Here is a 14,402-nt window from a genome sequence, read left to right as displayed (position 1 = left end):
ATCCAGGCATGGCGGCAGCATCTGCAGTTCGCTGCGATCAGTTCCTCGAAGGTGGCTCATGCCCATCTTGTTGCGCATGAACGCCCCCGGTCAAACCGGTGAAATAGTTTTCACACAGCCTGGACAGCCCGCCCTACCTGAGCTGGGTTTTCGAGCGTCTTGGCGGAAAGGCAGGGCGGCTGGTCCTGCAACCGCCGCCAGGCTTGGCGGAAAGGTAGGGCGGTTGGTCCTGCAACCGCCGCCGGGCGTCTCGTGGCGCACGCATGCTGACTCGCCCGCGAACAAACGGAGGGTTCCCGCCTTCGGACCTTTCATGCTGTGCGTGAATCACACGTCTCGGTCGAAATCGGTAGCTGCGGTCGTGCCTCGCTGCGCGACCCCATTGATTCGCTATCGCTCACCCCTTCAGGGCAGCCTGCGGCTGTCTACCTGCGCTTCGCTTTGGGTCAAAAAAAACGGCCCCGATTTCTCGGGGCCGTTTGAAGAGAATGAAGCAGGAAGCCGGTTACAGCTTGGCCAGGCTGTCATCCAGCGCGGCGATCACCGTGCTGATGCTGGCCTCGGACTCGTCGCCCATGTTGGACACGCGGAAGGTCTTGCCCTTCAGCTTGCCGTAGCCGCCGTCGATGATCATGCTGTGGTTCTTCTTCAGCAGGGCGATGAAGGCCGCCACGTCGATGTTCTTGTTGTTGGCCACGCAGGTCAGGGACTTGGAGCGGAAGCCCTCTGGGGCGAAGAACTCAAAGCCGTTGCGGCGCACCCACTCGTGCACCATGCCGTTGAGCTTGGCGTGGCGGGCATAGCGGTTTTCCACGCCTTCGGCGAAGATCTTCTGCAGCTGATGGCGCAGGCCGTAGATGAGGCTGATGCACGGTGTGCTCGGCGTCATGCTCTTCTCGCCGTTGGCCTTGAACTCCAGGAAGTCAAAGTAGTAGCCGCGGTCATTGATGGTGGCAGCGCGGGCCATGGCAGCCTCGGAGGCGGTGAAGAGCGCCAGGCCCGGAGGCAGCGCAAAGGCCTTCTGGGAGCCGGTCAGCAGCACATCAATGCCGAGTTCGTCAAAGTTCACCGGCACCGTGGTGAAGCCGGACACGGAATCCGTGATGAACATCACATCCGGGTACTTCTTCTTCAGTGCGGCGATCTCGGCGATGGGGCTGAGCACGCCCGTGGAGGTCTCATTGTGGATGAAGGTCACGGCGTCGAACTCGCCGGTGGCCAGGCGCTTGTCGATCTCGTCGGCACGGACCGGTTGGCCCCACTCGACCTGGTAGGCCTCGGCTTCCTTGCCGCAGCGCTTGGACACGTCCAGCCACTTGTCGGAAAAGGCGCCGTTGCAGCAGTTCAGCACTTTCTTTTTCACCAGATTGCGGATGGAGCCCTCCATGACCCCCCAGGCGGAGGACGTGCTCAGAAACACCTGCTGTTTCGTGCCGAAAAGAGACTGCAGCATCGGCTGGATTTCGGCATACAGATCCTGGAATCCCTTGCCGCGGTGGCCGATCATCGGCTGCGCCATGGCGGCGTAGGTGTCAGGGCTGACTTCAACGGGTCCGGGGATGTAAAGTTTGACGTGGTTGCTCATTGCGTTGGGTGGAAAGGGGGACGGCGAGTGTAGGGCGCTCCGGTGGGTGTGCAAGGGCTGTCTGGGGCCTTGCGAGGGCGGGCTGGCAGGAGGATTTTGGCCAGACCATCCTCAATCGTGCTCTTCGTGCAATACGACGGGAGCTCCTGGCCGCAGCATCTCCTCGGTGACACGCGTGGCCAATTCATGGTCCTCGATAAGCGATATATATCCATGGGTGCTTATTGGCATGTAACCCGTGCGAGATACGTCTTCCCTTCTGACCTCCAATCCGCGAGCCTGTGCCTCGGCCTCCAAGCGACGCGCTTGAATGTTACCAAATGCCCCAACGGCAAATTCATTCAATTCTCCAACTTCCGCTTTGAGCAGAGATATTGGCGCATTGGAAAATCTCGGAATAAGAGCGCGAACAGCGGTCAACTCCTTCAATGACGGCCGACCCGCCGTGAAGACAAAAAAATTCGCGCATAAGAGCGGTGCACTCTGTGAAGAGTTCATTCCCGCGAGGTCCAAAGGTCGGACAATTCGGCGAGCCTCTCTTCTATAGTGATTTTATTCATGGACGATCATTTGCAGAGATTGTTCTGCAATCATATTGCGATCCGACCTCAGTCTCATTCATCCGATTGAGACCCATGATTCACAGGCAGATAGCTGGACAGAACGCGTCTCTCGTTCTTGAAATAGTCTTTAGGGTCCATGTTATCGAGTCTTATGTAGGTTTTTGGAACGATGCCTCTGTCCAGACCTTCAATATCCTCTCTGGAATGCAGGATCGATCGCGAGGGATCGACCCAAATTTCATCGAAAGGACCTTCAAAGACACCTTTGTCCCAGACGCCGTCGGTCGGAAAGTTGATAACTTTTTGATATCTGATCCACCGAGCCGCGCAATTCAATTCCTGGATGCAGCCACGGCTCGCGACGTAGTCTCCAATCTTGATGTAGGTCCACCAATGCCAATCTGCAGCCACCATGGAAATCGGATCTCGTTAATTGTTATAAACGGAAAGTGTCACCAAAGCTGGAAGCATCCACATGCAGAGGCCTCTAAATCGTTGATGGCCGAAACTCTCTCGAGAGGGAATACGCGAACTCACGCCCACCCCAGCCACCCGCTCAGCGTCTTCATATCGCGCACGTGCGCCTCGCGGAAGCTCTTGAGGACGGCGGCGTCCTTGGGGTTGCCTTCGAGGTATTCGAGATGCAGCGAGATGGGGCCGGAGTAGCCGGTTTTCATGAGCATCTTGCCGTAGGCGGGGTCCACCTGGCCTTCGCCGAGGGGGACGGTGACGAGCTTGCGGCCGTCCCATTTGTAGTCTTTGAAGTAGGCGGCGCCGATGTGGTCTTTGACGAGGTTGAACTCGAGGGGCCAGGATTTGCCGCCTTCGCAGGTGGCGTGCAGGATGTCGAACGCGAAGCTGAAGTCCTGCGCGGGGTATTCGCGCATGATGGAGAAGATGTCCCACACGGGTGCGCCGAAGTAGTCCTGCCCGCTGTGGTTCTGGAACATGGGCTGGATGCCGATCTCTTTGCACAGGGCGACGAGGTCTTTGATCTTCGGGCGCACGGCCTGAAGCTGGTCCCAGATGGGCTGCTTGAGGTCGTACTTGTAGTAGTTCATGCGGAAGCGCTTCACGCCGAGCTTGGCGGCGGTGCGCAGCACCTCCTCCGTGCGCTGCTCCTTGCTCACTTCATTGATACCCGAGGTCATGATGGTCATTTCGAGGCCCTGCTTTTTCAGCGCCTCGATGTACTTCGGCAGCTCATCCACCACCTTCTCCGGCTCGATGTGGCCCTTTGGACGGATGGGGCTCTCGACGCCATTGAAGCCGGCCTCCGCACCCAGGCTGGCGATGTCGTCATAGCTCAGGCCGATCAGGTGCTTGGTGAAGAAGCACACGGTGTTCTTCGATTTCGGCGTTTCCGCCATCAACGGAGTTGTAAAAGCCAAAGCAGAGAGGTTGCGCAGGAAAGTACGGCGTGTGTTCATGAGTGGGTTCGCTTGATCAACGACATCGCACGCCCGACTCCTTCACTCAACATGCATTCCGTTTCCGGTCAGAACATCATCCTCATGGGCGGCACCACGGGCCTGGGCCTGTCTGCCGCGAAAAAGCTTGTGGAGGCGGGGGCCAATGTCGTCGTCACCAGCCGATCGCAGGTGAATGTGGACGCAGCTGTGGAAGTTCTTGGGGCGAAAGCGAGGGGCTTTGCCGCGGACGCCGCCACGCCGGAAGCGGCGGAGCGTGCCGTGGAGCTGGCCGTGGGCGAGTTTGGCAAAGTGGATGCGCTGTACCACGTGGCCGGTGGCAGTGGCCGCAGCCGTGGAGACGGGCCGCTGCATGAACTGACCGATGAGGGGCTGCGCTACACGCTGGATCTGAATTTGAACTCGGTGATCTATTCGAACCGTGCGGCGGTGAAGCAGTTTTTGAAGCAAGGCACAGGTGGCGTGATTCTGAACATGGCCAGCGTGCTCGGCTATTCGCCCTCGGCGCAGTTTTTTGCCTCGCATGCCTATGCGGCGGCGAAGGCGGGCATCATCGGCTTCAGTAAATCCATCGCCGCGTATTATGCTCCGCAGAACATCCGGGTGAATGTGATCGCGCCGGCGCTGGTGGAGACGCCGATGTCCCAGCGCGCGGTGAGCAATGAGGCGATCATGAACTTCGTCAAAACCAAGCAGCCGCTGGATGGCGGCCGCATCTGTCAGCCGGAAGACTGCGATGCCGCGGCGCTGCTGCTGCTTTCACCCGATTCCCAATTCATCACCGGCCAGGTGCTGGCGGTGGATGGCGGGTGGACCGTGAGCGAGGGGCAGATTCTGGATGCTTGATGCTAGATTCTAGATGCTCGATCCAACATCCACGATCAATGAAGGCCGTATGACTTCCTCCGCCCAGCATCCAGCATCCAGCAATCAGAATCTAGCCATCGGCGTCGATCTCGGCGGGACGAACATCAAAGCTGCGCTGGTGGACACGCAGAGTGCCCGCACGGTGGCCACGCTTTCCAGGCCCACGCGAGATGGGGAGTTTGAGGGGGAGACGCCGCGCTTTGCGCTGACAGTGAGGGAGATCGTGCAGGAATTTGAGGCGCAGGCGGGGCAGAAGCTCCGCGTGGGACTTTCCGCGCCCGGTTTGGCCAATCCCGACGGTCGCTGCATCGACTGGATGCCGGGGCGCATGCATGGGCTGGAGAAGTTTCACTGGGCCGCCTTTTTGGAGCGGGAATGCCGTGTGCTGAATGACGCACACTCTGCGCTGCTGGGCGAAGTGTGGGCCGGAGCTGCGGAGGAAACGCAGGACGCATTCATGCTGACGCTCGGCACAGGAGTGGGTGGCGCGATCTGGAGCGGCGGCCGTTTGCTGAAGGGAAAGATCGGGCGTGCGGGACACCTCGGGCACATCACGGTGGATGCGAACGCGGTATGCGATGATTTCAATACGCCGGGCAGTCTGGAAGATGCCATCGGGAACCAGACCATCGCTCTACGGGGTGAAGGGCGCTACGCCACCACACACGCGCTGCTGGATGCCTACGGCGCAGGGGATGAGCATGCGGCCCAAGTTTGGCTCAAATCGGTGCGCCATCTCGCAGCGGCCATTGCCTCGCTCATCAACGTTCTCGATCCCGAGGTCGTCATCGTGGGCGGTGGCATCGCCACCGGGGCAGGGGAGCGTCTGTTTGCTCCCCTTAAAAAGGCGCTCGATGATTTCGAGTGGCGGCCTGGTGGAAATCAGGCCCGCATCGTTCCTGCCTCGCTCGGCGACAGCGCCGGGTGCCTCGGCTCTGTTTTCAATCTTCTTCAAAACTCATGACTCCCGCCCTCCAATACCTCGACGCCAGCCAAGGCCTTCTCAACCGCGTCCGCGATCAACTGCCGCTGATCCAAAAAGCGGCCGACCTTTTCGCGCAGACAATCCTTGCCGGACAGATGGTGCACGTCTTCGGCTCGGGCCACAGCCGCATTTTGGTGGAGGAGATGTGGCCGCGCTACGGCTCCTTCCCCGGCTTCAATCCCATTGTGGAACTGTCGCTGACGTTTCACAATCTCGTCGTGGGTGCCAATGGCCAGCGCCAGGCCATGTTCCTGGAAAACGTCAGCGGTCTGGCAAATCGCATCCTGCGGAATTTTGACCTCAAGCCCGACGACAGCGCGCTGGTGATCTCCAGCAGCGGGTGCAATGTGGTGCCGGTGGAAATGGCGGAGGAGTTTCAGCGCCGGGGCGTGAAGGTGGCGGCCATCATCAGCACCGTGCACAGCGAGGCGAGCACCAGCCGGCATCGCGATGGGAAGAAGTTGCAGGACTTCTCGGACATCGTTCTCGACACGGGCGCACCGGTTGGTGATGCGATGATCCGGATTGATAATCTCGACACTCCCGTCGCTCCAGGCAGCACGGTGGGCGGCTGTCTGCTGGTGAATGCGATCAAGGCCGAGGTGGCAGATCGTCTGACGAAAGCTGGTCAGCCTCCGAAGGTGCTCACGGCAGGTGCGGTCGTGGGCGCAGCAAAAGCCACGGAGCTGTTTGAAGCGGCGTATGACGAGCATGCGCGGCGGATCGCGAAGTATTATGCGGGGCTGGGGGCCTGAGGTTTAAGATTGTGCCATGGACAACACCTGCACGCAGATCCTGTATCACATCGTGTTTTCCACCAAGGACTGCGCGGCGGTGCTGCAGGCGGACCGGCGGGAGGATTTGTTCCGCTGTGCGTGGGGCATTCACCTGGAGCTGAACTGCCCTCTTTACCGCATCAATGCGATGGAGGACCACGTGCACGTTTTGATGGCGCTGCATCCCATGCTGTCATTGGCGGATTACATGCGCGAACTGAAAACCGGCACGAGCGAATGGATTGGGAAATCGATCGCGTTTCCCGAGTTTGGCGGCTGGCAGGAGGGGTATGCAGCTTTCACGGTTTCGATTCGAGAAAAGGAGGCGGTGGTGCGCTACATCAAGAACCAGCAGGTGTTTCATCAGCAGACGGATTTTCAGGAGGAATACCGGCGCATGCTGAAAGAGGCGCAGATCAAATGCGACGAAGCGTCCATTGTGTGAGGGACAGGGAATCCTTGTTTGGAACCACTGCCATTCCTCTGGCTGCCTCATGCTGCAGAGGGAGCAGGAGGCAGAAGAGGATGCGGGCGCTCAGCAGGCGTGGTCCAGCCTTCTCCGGCGAAGCAGCAGGACCAGACCTGCGGAGGCAATGAGGATGCTGCCATCCGGCTCCGGAACGGGGGTGGCAGTGATGTCCAGATTTGAGATGGTGGCATAGTTGGTGCCCAGGCTCAGGGCCGTGGCTCCGACGACGGCATCGCCATGGAAACGAACCCCCATGGGGCCGGTGGGTGCTGAGCCACCCAAGGTGTAGTCCAGGCTCACGGTGCCCGTGGGCACTCCGGTGCCGAGCAGGCCGGCGATGTTGATCAATGTGCCGCTGCTGTCGCTGGCCAGAGTGTTTCCCAGGCCGTCGATCAGTTCAAAGGTGAAACTGGGAGTGAGCCCGAGGACAGAGCTGAGGAGGCCATTGCTGCCGTCCACATCGAAGGTCACACTGTACTGCGTGCCGGGAGTGTAGGTGAGGACGCTTCCCGGCGTGTCGAAATACGCCACGGCGTCCCATGCATAGTGAATGCTGGTGCCGGTGCCCAGGAGTCCCAGCAGGAGGTTGTTGTCGTTGTTGATGCCGAATTGCAATGCCGAGCCGGTCAGAGAAACCTGCGCAGCAGACTCGCTGAGGCTCAGCAGGATCGTCGCATTGGCGCCTCCTTGAGCAGTGAGATCCCAGAGGCCCCGGGTCGCTGTGGTGGAGCCGTTGGAGAGGGTGATCGAGGCCAGACCGCCGCCGGGCACGTCATACAGGACGGGACTGGAGGACGGGAAAATGTCACTGTAGCTGCTACCAGAGCCCACGAGCGTGGTTTGGGCAGACAACGTGGTTGCGGTAAAGTAATTAACTAACACAAATATAAACGGTTGGTTGAACTTCATAAGGTTAGATGGTTGGTTCAGTACTATCTAGGATTAGTATAACCAGTGTAATCTAAGCTAAGGTTCAATTTAGGGCCGGATGAGGCATTGCAGCTTCCAGCCAGAGTCGTTGTGCTTTTGCGGCTGGACTTTGACGCTGAGTCCCTTGCGTCGTTAAGCTTGCCGCATCATGCAATCCCAACCGCTCCGCACCTCCGTTATTGGCAGTTACCCCTTCCCGGGCTGGCTCGAGTTTTCAGCCCGGCATCTGGCGGAATTTGGCAGCGCTGACATTGCAGAAATGCAGGATGACGCCGCGCAGGTGGCCATTCAGGACCAGATTGCCTCAGGGCTGGACGTCATCACGGACGGGGAGCAGACGCGCTTTGATTTCAACCTGTCCTTCTACGGGTTTATCGAGGGCATCGCGCTGGAGCCCGCTAGTCCGCGGCGATTTGGACCGCCGGCGCATGATCAGCGGGGCAAGCATGAGATCGTGGACGAACTGCGCGCGCCGCGAGGCCTTGGCGTGGTGGAGGAGTTCAAGCGTCTGCAGCGTCTGGCCGGGCATGCCGGAAAGCGGCTGAAGGTGTCCGTGCCGGGCCCGTACACGCTGAGCGGGCGGCTGGCGCCGAATGCGCGATATGCAGACCGCTACGCCATCACGGAGGCGCTTCTGCCCATCGTGAACCAAGAGATCGCCGATCTCGTGGCTGCCGGGGCGGAGGAGATCTGCGTGGATGAGCCAAGCATGAGCTGCTACGGCTACCGCGAGGATACCAGGCGCTTTGTGGACATCTTCAACCGCACGGTGGCCAGCGGCCATGGCAAGACGCGCATCTGCACGCACCTGTGCTTTGGGAATTTCAAAGGCCACCCTGTGGGCTGGCGCAAATACGCGCCACTTTTCCCCGCGTTTCTGGACCTGCACTGCGACGAGGTGCACGTGGAGATGGCGAACCGGGAATACGCCGAGCTGGAGGTCATCAAGCCGATGGCCGAACGGTATGACGTGGCGGTGGGCATCATCGATGTGAAGAGCTACCACATCGAGACGCCGGAGCAGATCGCCGATGCAGTGCGGGCGTGCCTGAAGCACGCCCCTGCGGACAAGCTGGTCTTAGCGCCGGACTGCGGGCTGTCTCAAACCGCGCGCTGGGCCGCGAGGAAGAAGCTGGCCAGCATGGTTGCGGGTGTGGGGATGGTGAAGAAAGAGCTGGGGCTGTGAACCAAAGTACTCATGAGCTTTAGCTCATGGTTAGGCATCTGGCGCGAGACGACTCCCACCCGGAACGAACTCAAGTTCGGGAGTACTTTAGCCGATCTTCACCACGCCGACCGTGGTGTTGTCCTGGCGGTCGTTGTTGATGCGGCGGATGGCGAAGATGATGGCGTCGGCGATCTTGTCGGCCGTGGTGTGCTTGCCGAAGCTAAGGAGCTCCTCCAGGGCCTTGTGGCTGAGGGTGAAGATGCCATCGCTCGCGGCGATGATGATGTCGCCTTTTTTGAGGACCCACGGCTCCGCCGGGGTGTCGATCATCGCGAGCGGCATGCCGAGCAGGGCGGCCTGCAGGGTGTGGCGGTCCGGGTGATTGGCGGCCTCCTCCTGAGTGATCTCCCCGCGTGCGGCACGCGCATCGATGAGGGGGGAAAGGCTGTGGTCGGCGTTGAGGCGGATCAGTTCGCCATCACGGAAGAGGAAAAGAGGGGAATCTCCCACGCTGATCCATTCCATGGTCTTGGGCGTGATGAGCACGCCCACCATGGTGGTGCCCATGGGCGGAGCGACGCTGGGCATGCGGCTGGTGATGATGCCGAGGGTCTCATTGGCCGTCTCCACGGCATGCTTGAGCTTCCAGGAGTGAGGGCCGTCCTGCTCGTGGTAGGCACGCACAAAGGCATTCACGCCGATGTAGCTGGCCACACTGCCGCCGGCATGTGCGCCGAGGCCGTCGCCAATGACGAGCAGCAGGCGCTCCAGGCTGCGCTCCTCAGGCTCCGCGGCATCGGCAAAGGCGTAGTAGTCCTCCTGATTGTCCCGGCGGCCGCGGTACTGCCTGGCGGCAAAATCCTGCTCCTGAATGAAAGCAGGCGGCTGGGTTTCAAACAGGGGAACTCGATCGGTCAGGACGGTGGTGGTGGCGCTCACTCGGCAGAAAATTGGTAAATCGTGGTGCTTTCGAAGGTTTCCCCCGGACGCAGAGTCACGCTGGGAAAGTTCGGATGATTGGGGCTGTCGGGATAATGCTGCGTTTCCAGGCAGAAGCCATGACGCTTTGCATAAATGTGGCCCGCTTTGCCGGGCACGCCATTGAGGTGGTTTCCCGTGTAAAGCTGCACGCCGGGCTCGGTGGTGCTCACGGTCATGACGCGGCCGCTGGTGGGTTCCTTCACCACGGCGGCCCGTTTCAGGCCAGTGCCGGAAAGGACGTAGTTGTGATCGTAGCCGATGCCCTGGACGAGGGGTTTGAAATCCGCGCCGATGCGCTCGCCGATGGCATGCGGTGTGGTGAAATCCAGCGGAGTGCCCTTGATGCTGGCTATCTCTCCGGTGGGAATGAGGTCGTCATCGGTGGCGGTGATCTGATCGGTTGGAATCGTGAGCTGGTGGCCCAGGATGTCGCCGCTGCCTTCACCGGCCAGATTGAAGTAGGCGTGGTTGGTGAGGTTCAGCACGGTGGGCTTGTCCGTGGTGGCGTGGTAGTCGATCTTCAGGCCGTTGTCCTCCGTGAGGGTGTAGGTGACGGAGCACTTCAGGGTGCCGGGGTAGCCTTCCTCGCCATCGGCGCTGGTGTAGCTGAGTTCCACGCCATTGGGAACCTCTTTGGCGGCCCAGAGTTTCTTGTCGAAGCCTTCTTTGCCGCCATGCAGCTGGTGCTTGCCGGAATTGGCGGTGACTTTGTACTCGGTGCCGTCGAGAGTGAACTTCGCGCCGCCGATGCGGTTGGCGTATCGGCCCGCGATGCAGCCGAAGAAGGGATTCTTGCCGAGATAGCCGTCAAGTTTGTCAAAGCCCAGAGTCACATCCGCGAACTGGCCTTTTTTGTCCGCCACCTTGAGAGCGACGATGTAGCCGCCCCAGTTGGTGATTTTTGCCTCCATGCCTTTGGCGTTGCGCAGGGTGAAAAGCTTCACCTCTTCTCCGGCCGAAGTCTTGCCCCAGGTGGAAGACTCGACGCTGGCGGCAGGTGACGAACCGGAGATCGACATGAGGAGCAGAAGAAAGGTTGGCAGCGCGAGGAGGCGCATGATTGAAAGTAAGGTGGTTGGGTGGCGAGTGTGACGGAGTTGCCCGATTTTCGCAAGAAAGGATTCCATGCGGCGGGATGAAGTTTCTGGCCTGGGGGACATGATCTTGTGTAACCTCCGCCGCCACATTCCCCATGCAGCTGGCATCATGGACTCTCCCCCTCCTTCTCCTGATCCCTTTCACGGCCTGAACCCCGCCGATCTCATGGCTGCTGCTGCCATGCCGACGGATGGCGGCGCCGACACGCTGCCGCTGTCACGGGCCGACCTGCCTTCGCTGGCAGAAATCGCCGCCGCGTTTCCGGATCTCGAGATCCTCGATCTCATCGGCCACGGCGGCATGAGCGCAGTCTTCCGCGCGCGGCAGCCGAAGCTCGACCGCGTGGTGGCGCTGAAAGTGCTGCCAAAGTCGTTGGCAGCCACGCCGGGCTTTGCGGAGCGCTTCACACGGGAGGGGCGGGTGCTGGCGAGGCTGAGCCATCCGAACATCGTCACTGTGCATGATTTTGGGGAAAGCGGCGGCTTCTGCTACCTCGTCATGGAATACGTGGACGGCGTGAACCTGCGCCAGGCCATGCGCGCGGGGCGCTTCACGCCGGAGCAGGCGCTGAACATCATCCCGGTCATGTGCGAGGCGCTGCAGTATGCCCACAGCCAGGGCGTGCTGCACCGGGACATCAAGCCTGAGAACGTGCTGCTGGACTCGAAGGGCAAGGTGAAGATCGCGGATTTTGGCATCGCCAAGATCCTCGATGAGAAAGGGGATGGCGGCATGATGCTGACGCAAAGCGGGGCGAAGCTGGGCACCGCGCCCTACATGGCGCCGGAGCAGATCGAAAAACCCGGCAGCGTGGACCACCGTGCGGACATCTACAGCCTGGGCGTGGTATTTTATGAAATGCTCACCGGGGAGCTGCCGCTGGGCCGCTTTGCCGCGCCTTCGGAAAAGGCCGCGGTGAGTGGAAACATGGACGAGGTCGTGTTTCGTGCGCTGGCCAAAGACCGTGCGCAGCGTCAGCAGAGCGCGGGAGAATTTAAAACGCAGATTGAAGGAATCGCCTCCATGCCGCCGCAGGCGCGGAACTCACTGGCGTGGCAGTTTGCCAGCTTTGAATACAAATCCAAACGCACGCTGCTGGGCAGGCCGCTCGTGCATGTGACGAAGGGCATTGATCCCGTGACAGGGCAGAAGCGCACGGCACGCGGCTTCTTTGCGTTTGGCGATCGTGCCATTGGCGTGGTGGCCTGTGGAGGCTATGCGCGCGGCCTGTTTGCCTTTGGTGGCATGGCCGTGGGTGGCGTGGCGGTCGGCGGCATGAGCATCGGTTTGATCTCGTGGGGTGGCGTGGCGCTGGCGCTGCTGCTGGCCTATGGAGGACTGAGCGTGGGGCTGCTGGCCGCAGGGGGCATCGCGCTGGGGTGGGAGGCCCTGGGTGGCTATGCGGCAGGGGTGCATGCTTGTGGCGGGCACGTTTATGCACTGGTAAGCGGCGTGGGTGGCCAGGTGCATGCGCCGCTGGTGCTCACGAAAGTAGTGGAGATGCCCCCCATGCTGCAATGGCTGGTGTGGGTGACCAGGCTAAGCGCTTTCATCATCGGCTGGCTGTGGCTGCCGCTGATGGTGCCCCCGCTCCTCATGCCATGGTGGGCGCGCAGGCAGCTCGAATTTGAAGCGCAGGGCGGGGCTCAGAGAAGGACCGCATGGCATGAGCGCCCCTCCCGCGTGCTGTGGCTGCTGCCCTTTTCACTCCTGCTGTTTCTGGCTCTCACCTGGATGTCCCACCACTGGTGGCATACGGGCAGCGATGGAGATGGGCTGACCGCGCAAGCCATCACCGCCTCCGCCATTGAAGTCGCGGGTGTGCTGCTGGCCGTGATGGCTGTGCCGCTCTGGCTGCGGCTGGTGCCGATGAATTCCTTCTATGGTGTGCGCCTGCCTTCGACCCTTGTTTCGGAAAAGCGCTGGTATGAGGTGAATGCGTTCTTTGGGCGGCATCAGTTCGGGTGGTCGCTCAGTGTCATCGCCGCGGGCATCGCGGGTTTTTATCAACTGCCGCGGCATCAGGATGCGTATGGGTGGGCGGCGCTGACTCTCACGCTGGTGAGTGTGGCGGCATCGGTGGTGTCCACGCTGATCTGGATGCGCCGCCACCCGGTGGCTGCGCCGGAGATCAAGCCGCACCGGCTGGTGCGAAACATCGAGCTCGTGTTTCCCGCACTGGTACTGGCTTTCTTCATCAAGTCATTCATCTGCGCCGCTTATTTTATACCCGGCGGAAACGAGCCTGGCGTGGCCAAAGGCAGCCACTGGCTGGCCTCCCGCCTCAATACCGGATTTGCCGCAGGAGATCTCATCGCCTATCAGCATGAGAGCGGGCAGACCTGGCTCGCCCGCGTGGTGGCCGTGGAGCCCAAAGGCCTCCGCCTCAAACGTGGTGGTGCTCAAGAGACATTCTCCGTGCCTTGGGACAAGGTGATGGGGAAGATGCTGTTTTCGTATTACTCGCCGGATGGAGCGTTCGGCCGTGCGCCTCTTCCGCCTGCTGCTGAACGGGCCAGTGAACGGTCGGCCATATCGCAGACGCATGTGGTGCACATGCTCTCCGGATGCAAGCACACGGGCCCGGTAAGATTCAAACCGGGGATGACGATCGGGCAGGCCATTTCCCTGGCCGATGGGTTCACCACCTATGCGAAACCTTCGAAGGCACTCGTCATTCGTCACGGTCAGAGCATCCCTGCTGACTTGCGGCAAAGCGACAAGATGAAACTTGAGCTCGAACCGGAAGATCAGATCTTCATTCCTGAATGACGCACGGCTTCCACGACACCCGCTGGACGCTCGTCTCCCGTTCTCGTGGCGATGATGCGCAGGCGCGTGCGGCGCTGAGCGAGCTGTGTGCGGCCTATTACGCGCCCGTGGTTGCCTTTCTGCGGCGGGATGGTCGTGCGGAGGATGTTGCTCGTGAACTGGCGCACGATTTTTTCGCCAAGCTGCTCGTTGGTGGGTTTATTGACGGCGCGGATCCCATGCGCGGGAAATTTCGCAGCTATTTGCTCATGGCCTTGAAGCGCTTTGCGGCGGATCAGCGTGTGCGTGATCATGCGCTGAAGCGCGGAGGCGGGCAGGTGCATGCGGAGATCCATGCCGCAGATGATGTGACGAGTGCGGGCTTGCAGATCGCGGACGCGAGTGTGGAAGCACCGGACGCGGCATTTGACCGCCAGTGGGCGCTGACCCTGCTGGCGCGCGCGCTGGAGAGGCTGGAGTGCGACATGCGCGAGGATGGCAAATCAGGGCACTTTGACGTGCTCAAGTCCTGGCTGACGGCGGAAGCGGATGCAACACCGCAAAGCGATGCCGCGGCAAAGCTGGGCATGAGCGTGGAGGCGGTGAAAGTGGCGATTCATCGACTGCGAAAACGTTTTCGCGAAGCGGTGAAGGAAGAGATCGCGCAGACGGTGGGAGAAGCGGGAGACGTGAGGGAGGAGCTGGATGCGCTGATGGGGGCTTTGAGAAAATAAAAATCCTCCGCCCTTTTTGGGACGGAGGATTTTTTGATCTTGCGTGACTCGCCAAAAAGATTGCC

Annotated in this window: 13 protein-coding genes; 7 read left to right on the top strand and 6 right to left on the bottom strand. The window is 60.7% G+C overall.

Going from position 1 to position 14,402, the window contains the following annotated elements; translation table 11 throughout:
* Nucleotides 1-505: 505 nt before the first annotated feature.
* From ACILSO_RS18410 to ACILSO_RS18400, 3 genes are all read right to left on the bottom strand, one after another.
* Complete coding sequence (locus ACILSO_RS18410; RefSeq protein ID WP_395738909.1) at nucleotides 506-1,585, bottom strand: pyridoxal-phosphate-dependent aminotransferase family protein; 1,080 nt, start codon at nucleotides 1,583-1,585, stop codon at nucleotides 506-508.
* Between the two features lie 614 nt (nucleotides 1,586-2,199).
* Nucleotides 2,200-2,562 (bottom strand): hypothetical protein, encoded by a 363-nt coding sequence (locus ACILSO_RS18405; protein WP_395738908.1) that lies wholly within the window; start codon nucleotides 2,560-2,562, stop codon nucleotides 2,200-2,202.
* A 119-nt stretch (nucleotides 2,563-2,681) separates the two neighbouring features.
* The gene (locus tag ACILSO_RS18400) at nucleotides 2,682-3,578 is read right to left on the bottom strand and encodes a sugar phosphate isomerase/epimerase family protein (protein ID WP_395738907.1); all 897 of its coding nucleotides are present in this window, start codon (nucleotides 3,576-3,578) and stop codon (nucleotides 2,682-2,684) included.
* A 51-nt stretch (nucleotides 3,579-3,629) separates the two neighbouring features.
* Between ACILSO_RS18400 and ACILSO_RS18395 the strand changes: the two genes are divergently transcribed.
* Genes ACILSO_RS18395 through tnpA form a run of 4 tightly spaced genes read left to right on the top strand, consistent with a single transcriptional unit; the run spans nucleotide 3,630 to nucleotide 6,651 of the window.
* Nucleotides 3,630-4,424, top strand: coding sequence for an SDR family NAD(P)-dependent oxidoreductase (locus ACILSO_RS18395; protein WP_395738906.1), 795 nt, complete (start codon nucleotides 3,630-3,632; stop codon nucleotides 4,422-4,424).
* Nucleotides 4,425-4,473: 49 nt separating this feature from the next.
* The gene (locus tag ACILSO_RS18390; protein WP_395738905.1) at nucleotides 4,474-5,409 is read left to right on the top strand and encodes an ROK family protein; all 936 of its coding nucleotides are present in this window, start codon (nucleotides 4,474-4,476) and stop codon (nucleotides 5,407-5,409) included.
* Nucleotides 5,406-6,185 (top strand): sugar isomerase domain-containing protein, encoded by a 780-nt coding sequence (locus ACILSO_RS18385; protein ID WP_395738904.1) that lies wholly within the window; start codon nucleotides 5,406-5,408, stop codon nucleotides 6,183-6,185. Before ACILSO_RS18390 ends, ACILSO_RS18385 begins: the two co-directional genes overlap by 4 nt.
* Before the next feature lie 16 nt (nucleotides 6,186-6,201).
* Complete coding sequence (gene tnpA, locus ACILSO_RS18380) at nucleotides 6,202-6,651, top strand: IS200/IS605 family transposase (RefSeq protein WP_395738903.1); 450 nt, start codon at nucleotides 6,202-6,204, stop codon at nucleotides 6,649-6,651.
* A gap of 90 nt (nucleotides 6,652-6,741) precedes the next feature.
* Here the strand turns inward: tnpA and ACILSO_RS18375 are convergent, their stop codons facing one another.
* Nucleotides 6,742-7,527, bottom strand: coding sequence for a hypothetical protein (locus ACILSO_RS18375; protein WP_395738902.1), 786 nt, complete (start codon nucleotides 7,525-7,527; stop codon nucleotides 6,742-6,744).
* A gap of 226 nt (nucleotides 7,528-7,753) precedes the next feature.
* Between ACILSO_RS18375 and ACILSO_RS18370 the strand changes: the two genes are divergently transcribed.
* On the top strand, nucleotides 7,754-8,791 hold the full coding sequence (locus ACILSO_RS18370; protein ID WP_395738901.1) for a methionine synthase: 1,038 nt from the start codon (nucleotides 7,754-7,756) through the stop codon (nucleotides 8,789-8,791).
* 87 nt (nucleotides 8,792-8,878) lie between these two features.
* Here ACILSO_RS18370 and ACILSO_RS18365 read toward each other — a convergent pair whose 3' ends face one another.
* Together ACILSO_RS18365 and ACILSO_RS18360 are read right to left on the bottom strand one after the other, a co-directional pair.
* Complete coding sequence (locus ACILSO_RS18365; protein WP_395738900.1) at nucleotides 8,879-9,712, bottom strand: PP2C family protein-serine/threonine phosphatase; 834 nt, start codon at nucleotides 9,710-9,712, stop codon at nucleotides 8,879-8,881.
* The gene (locus ACILSO_RS18360; RefSeq protein ID WP_395738899.1) at nucleotides 9,709-10,812 is read right to left on the bottom strand and encodes an aldose epimerase family protein; all 1,104 of its coding nucleotides are present in this window, start codon (nucleotides 10,810-10,812) and stop codon (nucleotides 9,709-9,711) included. The genes ACILSO_RS18365 and ACILSO_RS18360 overlap by 4 nt, the downstream gene beginning before the upstream one ends.
* Nucleotides 10,813-10,960: 148 nt before the next feature.
* On the opposite strand from ACILSO_RS18360, the gene ACILSO_RS18355 reads away from it, so the two are divergent.
* Both ACILSO_RS18355 and ACILSO_RS18350 read left to right on the top strand, forming a co-directional pair.
* Nucleotides 10,961-13,624: a protein kinase domain-containing protein gene (locus ACILSO_RS18355; protein ID WP_395738898.1), complete on the top strand. Its 2,664-nt coding sequence runs from the start codon at nucleotides 10,961-10,963 to the stop codon at nucleotides 13,622-13,624.
* Nucleotides 13,621-14,337, top strand: coding sequence for an RNA polymerase sigma factor (locus ACILSO_RS18350; protein ID WP_395738897.1), 717 nt, complete (start codon nucleotides 13,621-13,623; stop codon nucleotides 14,335-14,337). Before ACILSO_RS18355 ends, ACILSO_RS18350 begins: the two co-directional genes overlap by 4 nt.
* Nucleotides 14,338-14,402: the final 65 nt, after the last annotated feature.

This window comes from Prosthecobacter sp., assembly GCF_044226605.1.
In the GTDB taxonomy this organism is placed as follows: Bacteria; Verrucomicrobiota; Verrucomicrobiia; order Verrucomicrobiales; family Verrucomicrobiaceae; genus Prosthecobacter.
Note: the sequence above shows the minus strand (reverse complement) of the source record. Positions and strands in the feature narration are given on the sequence as shown.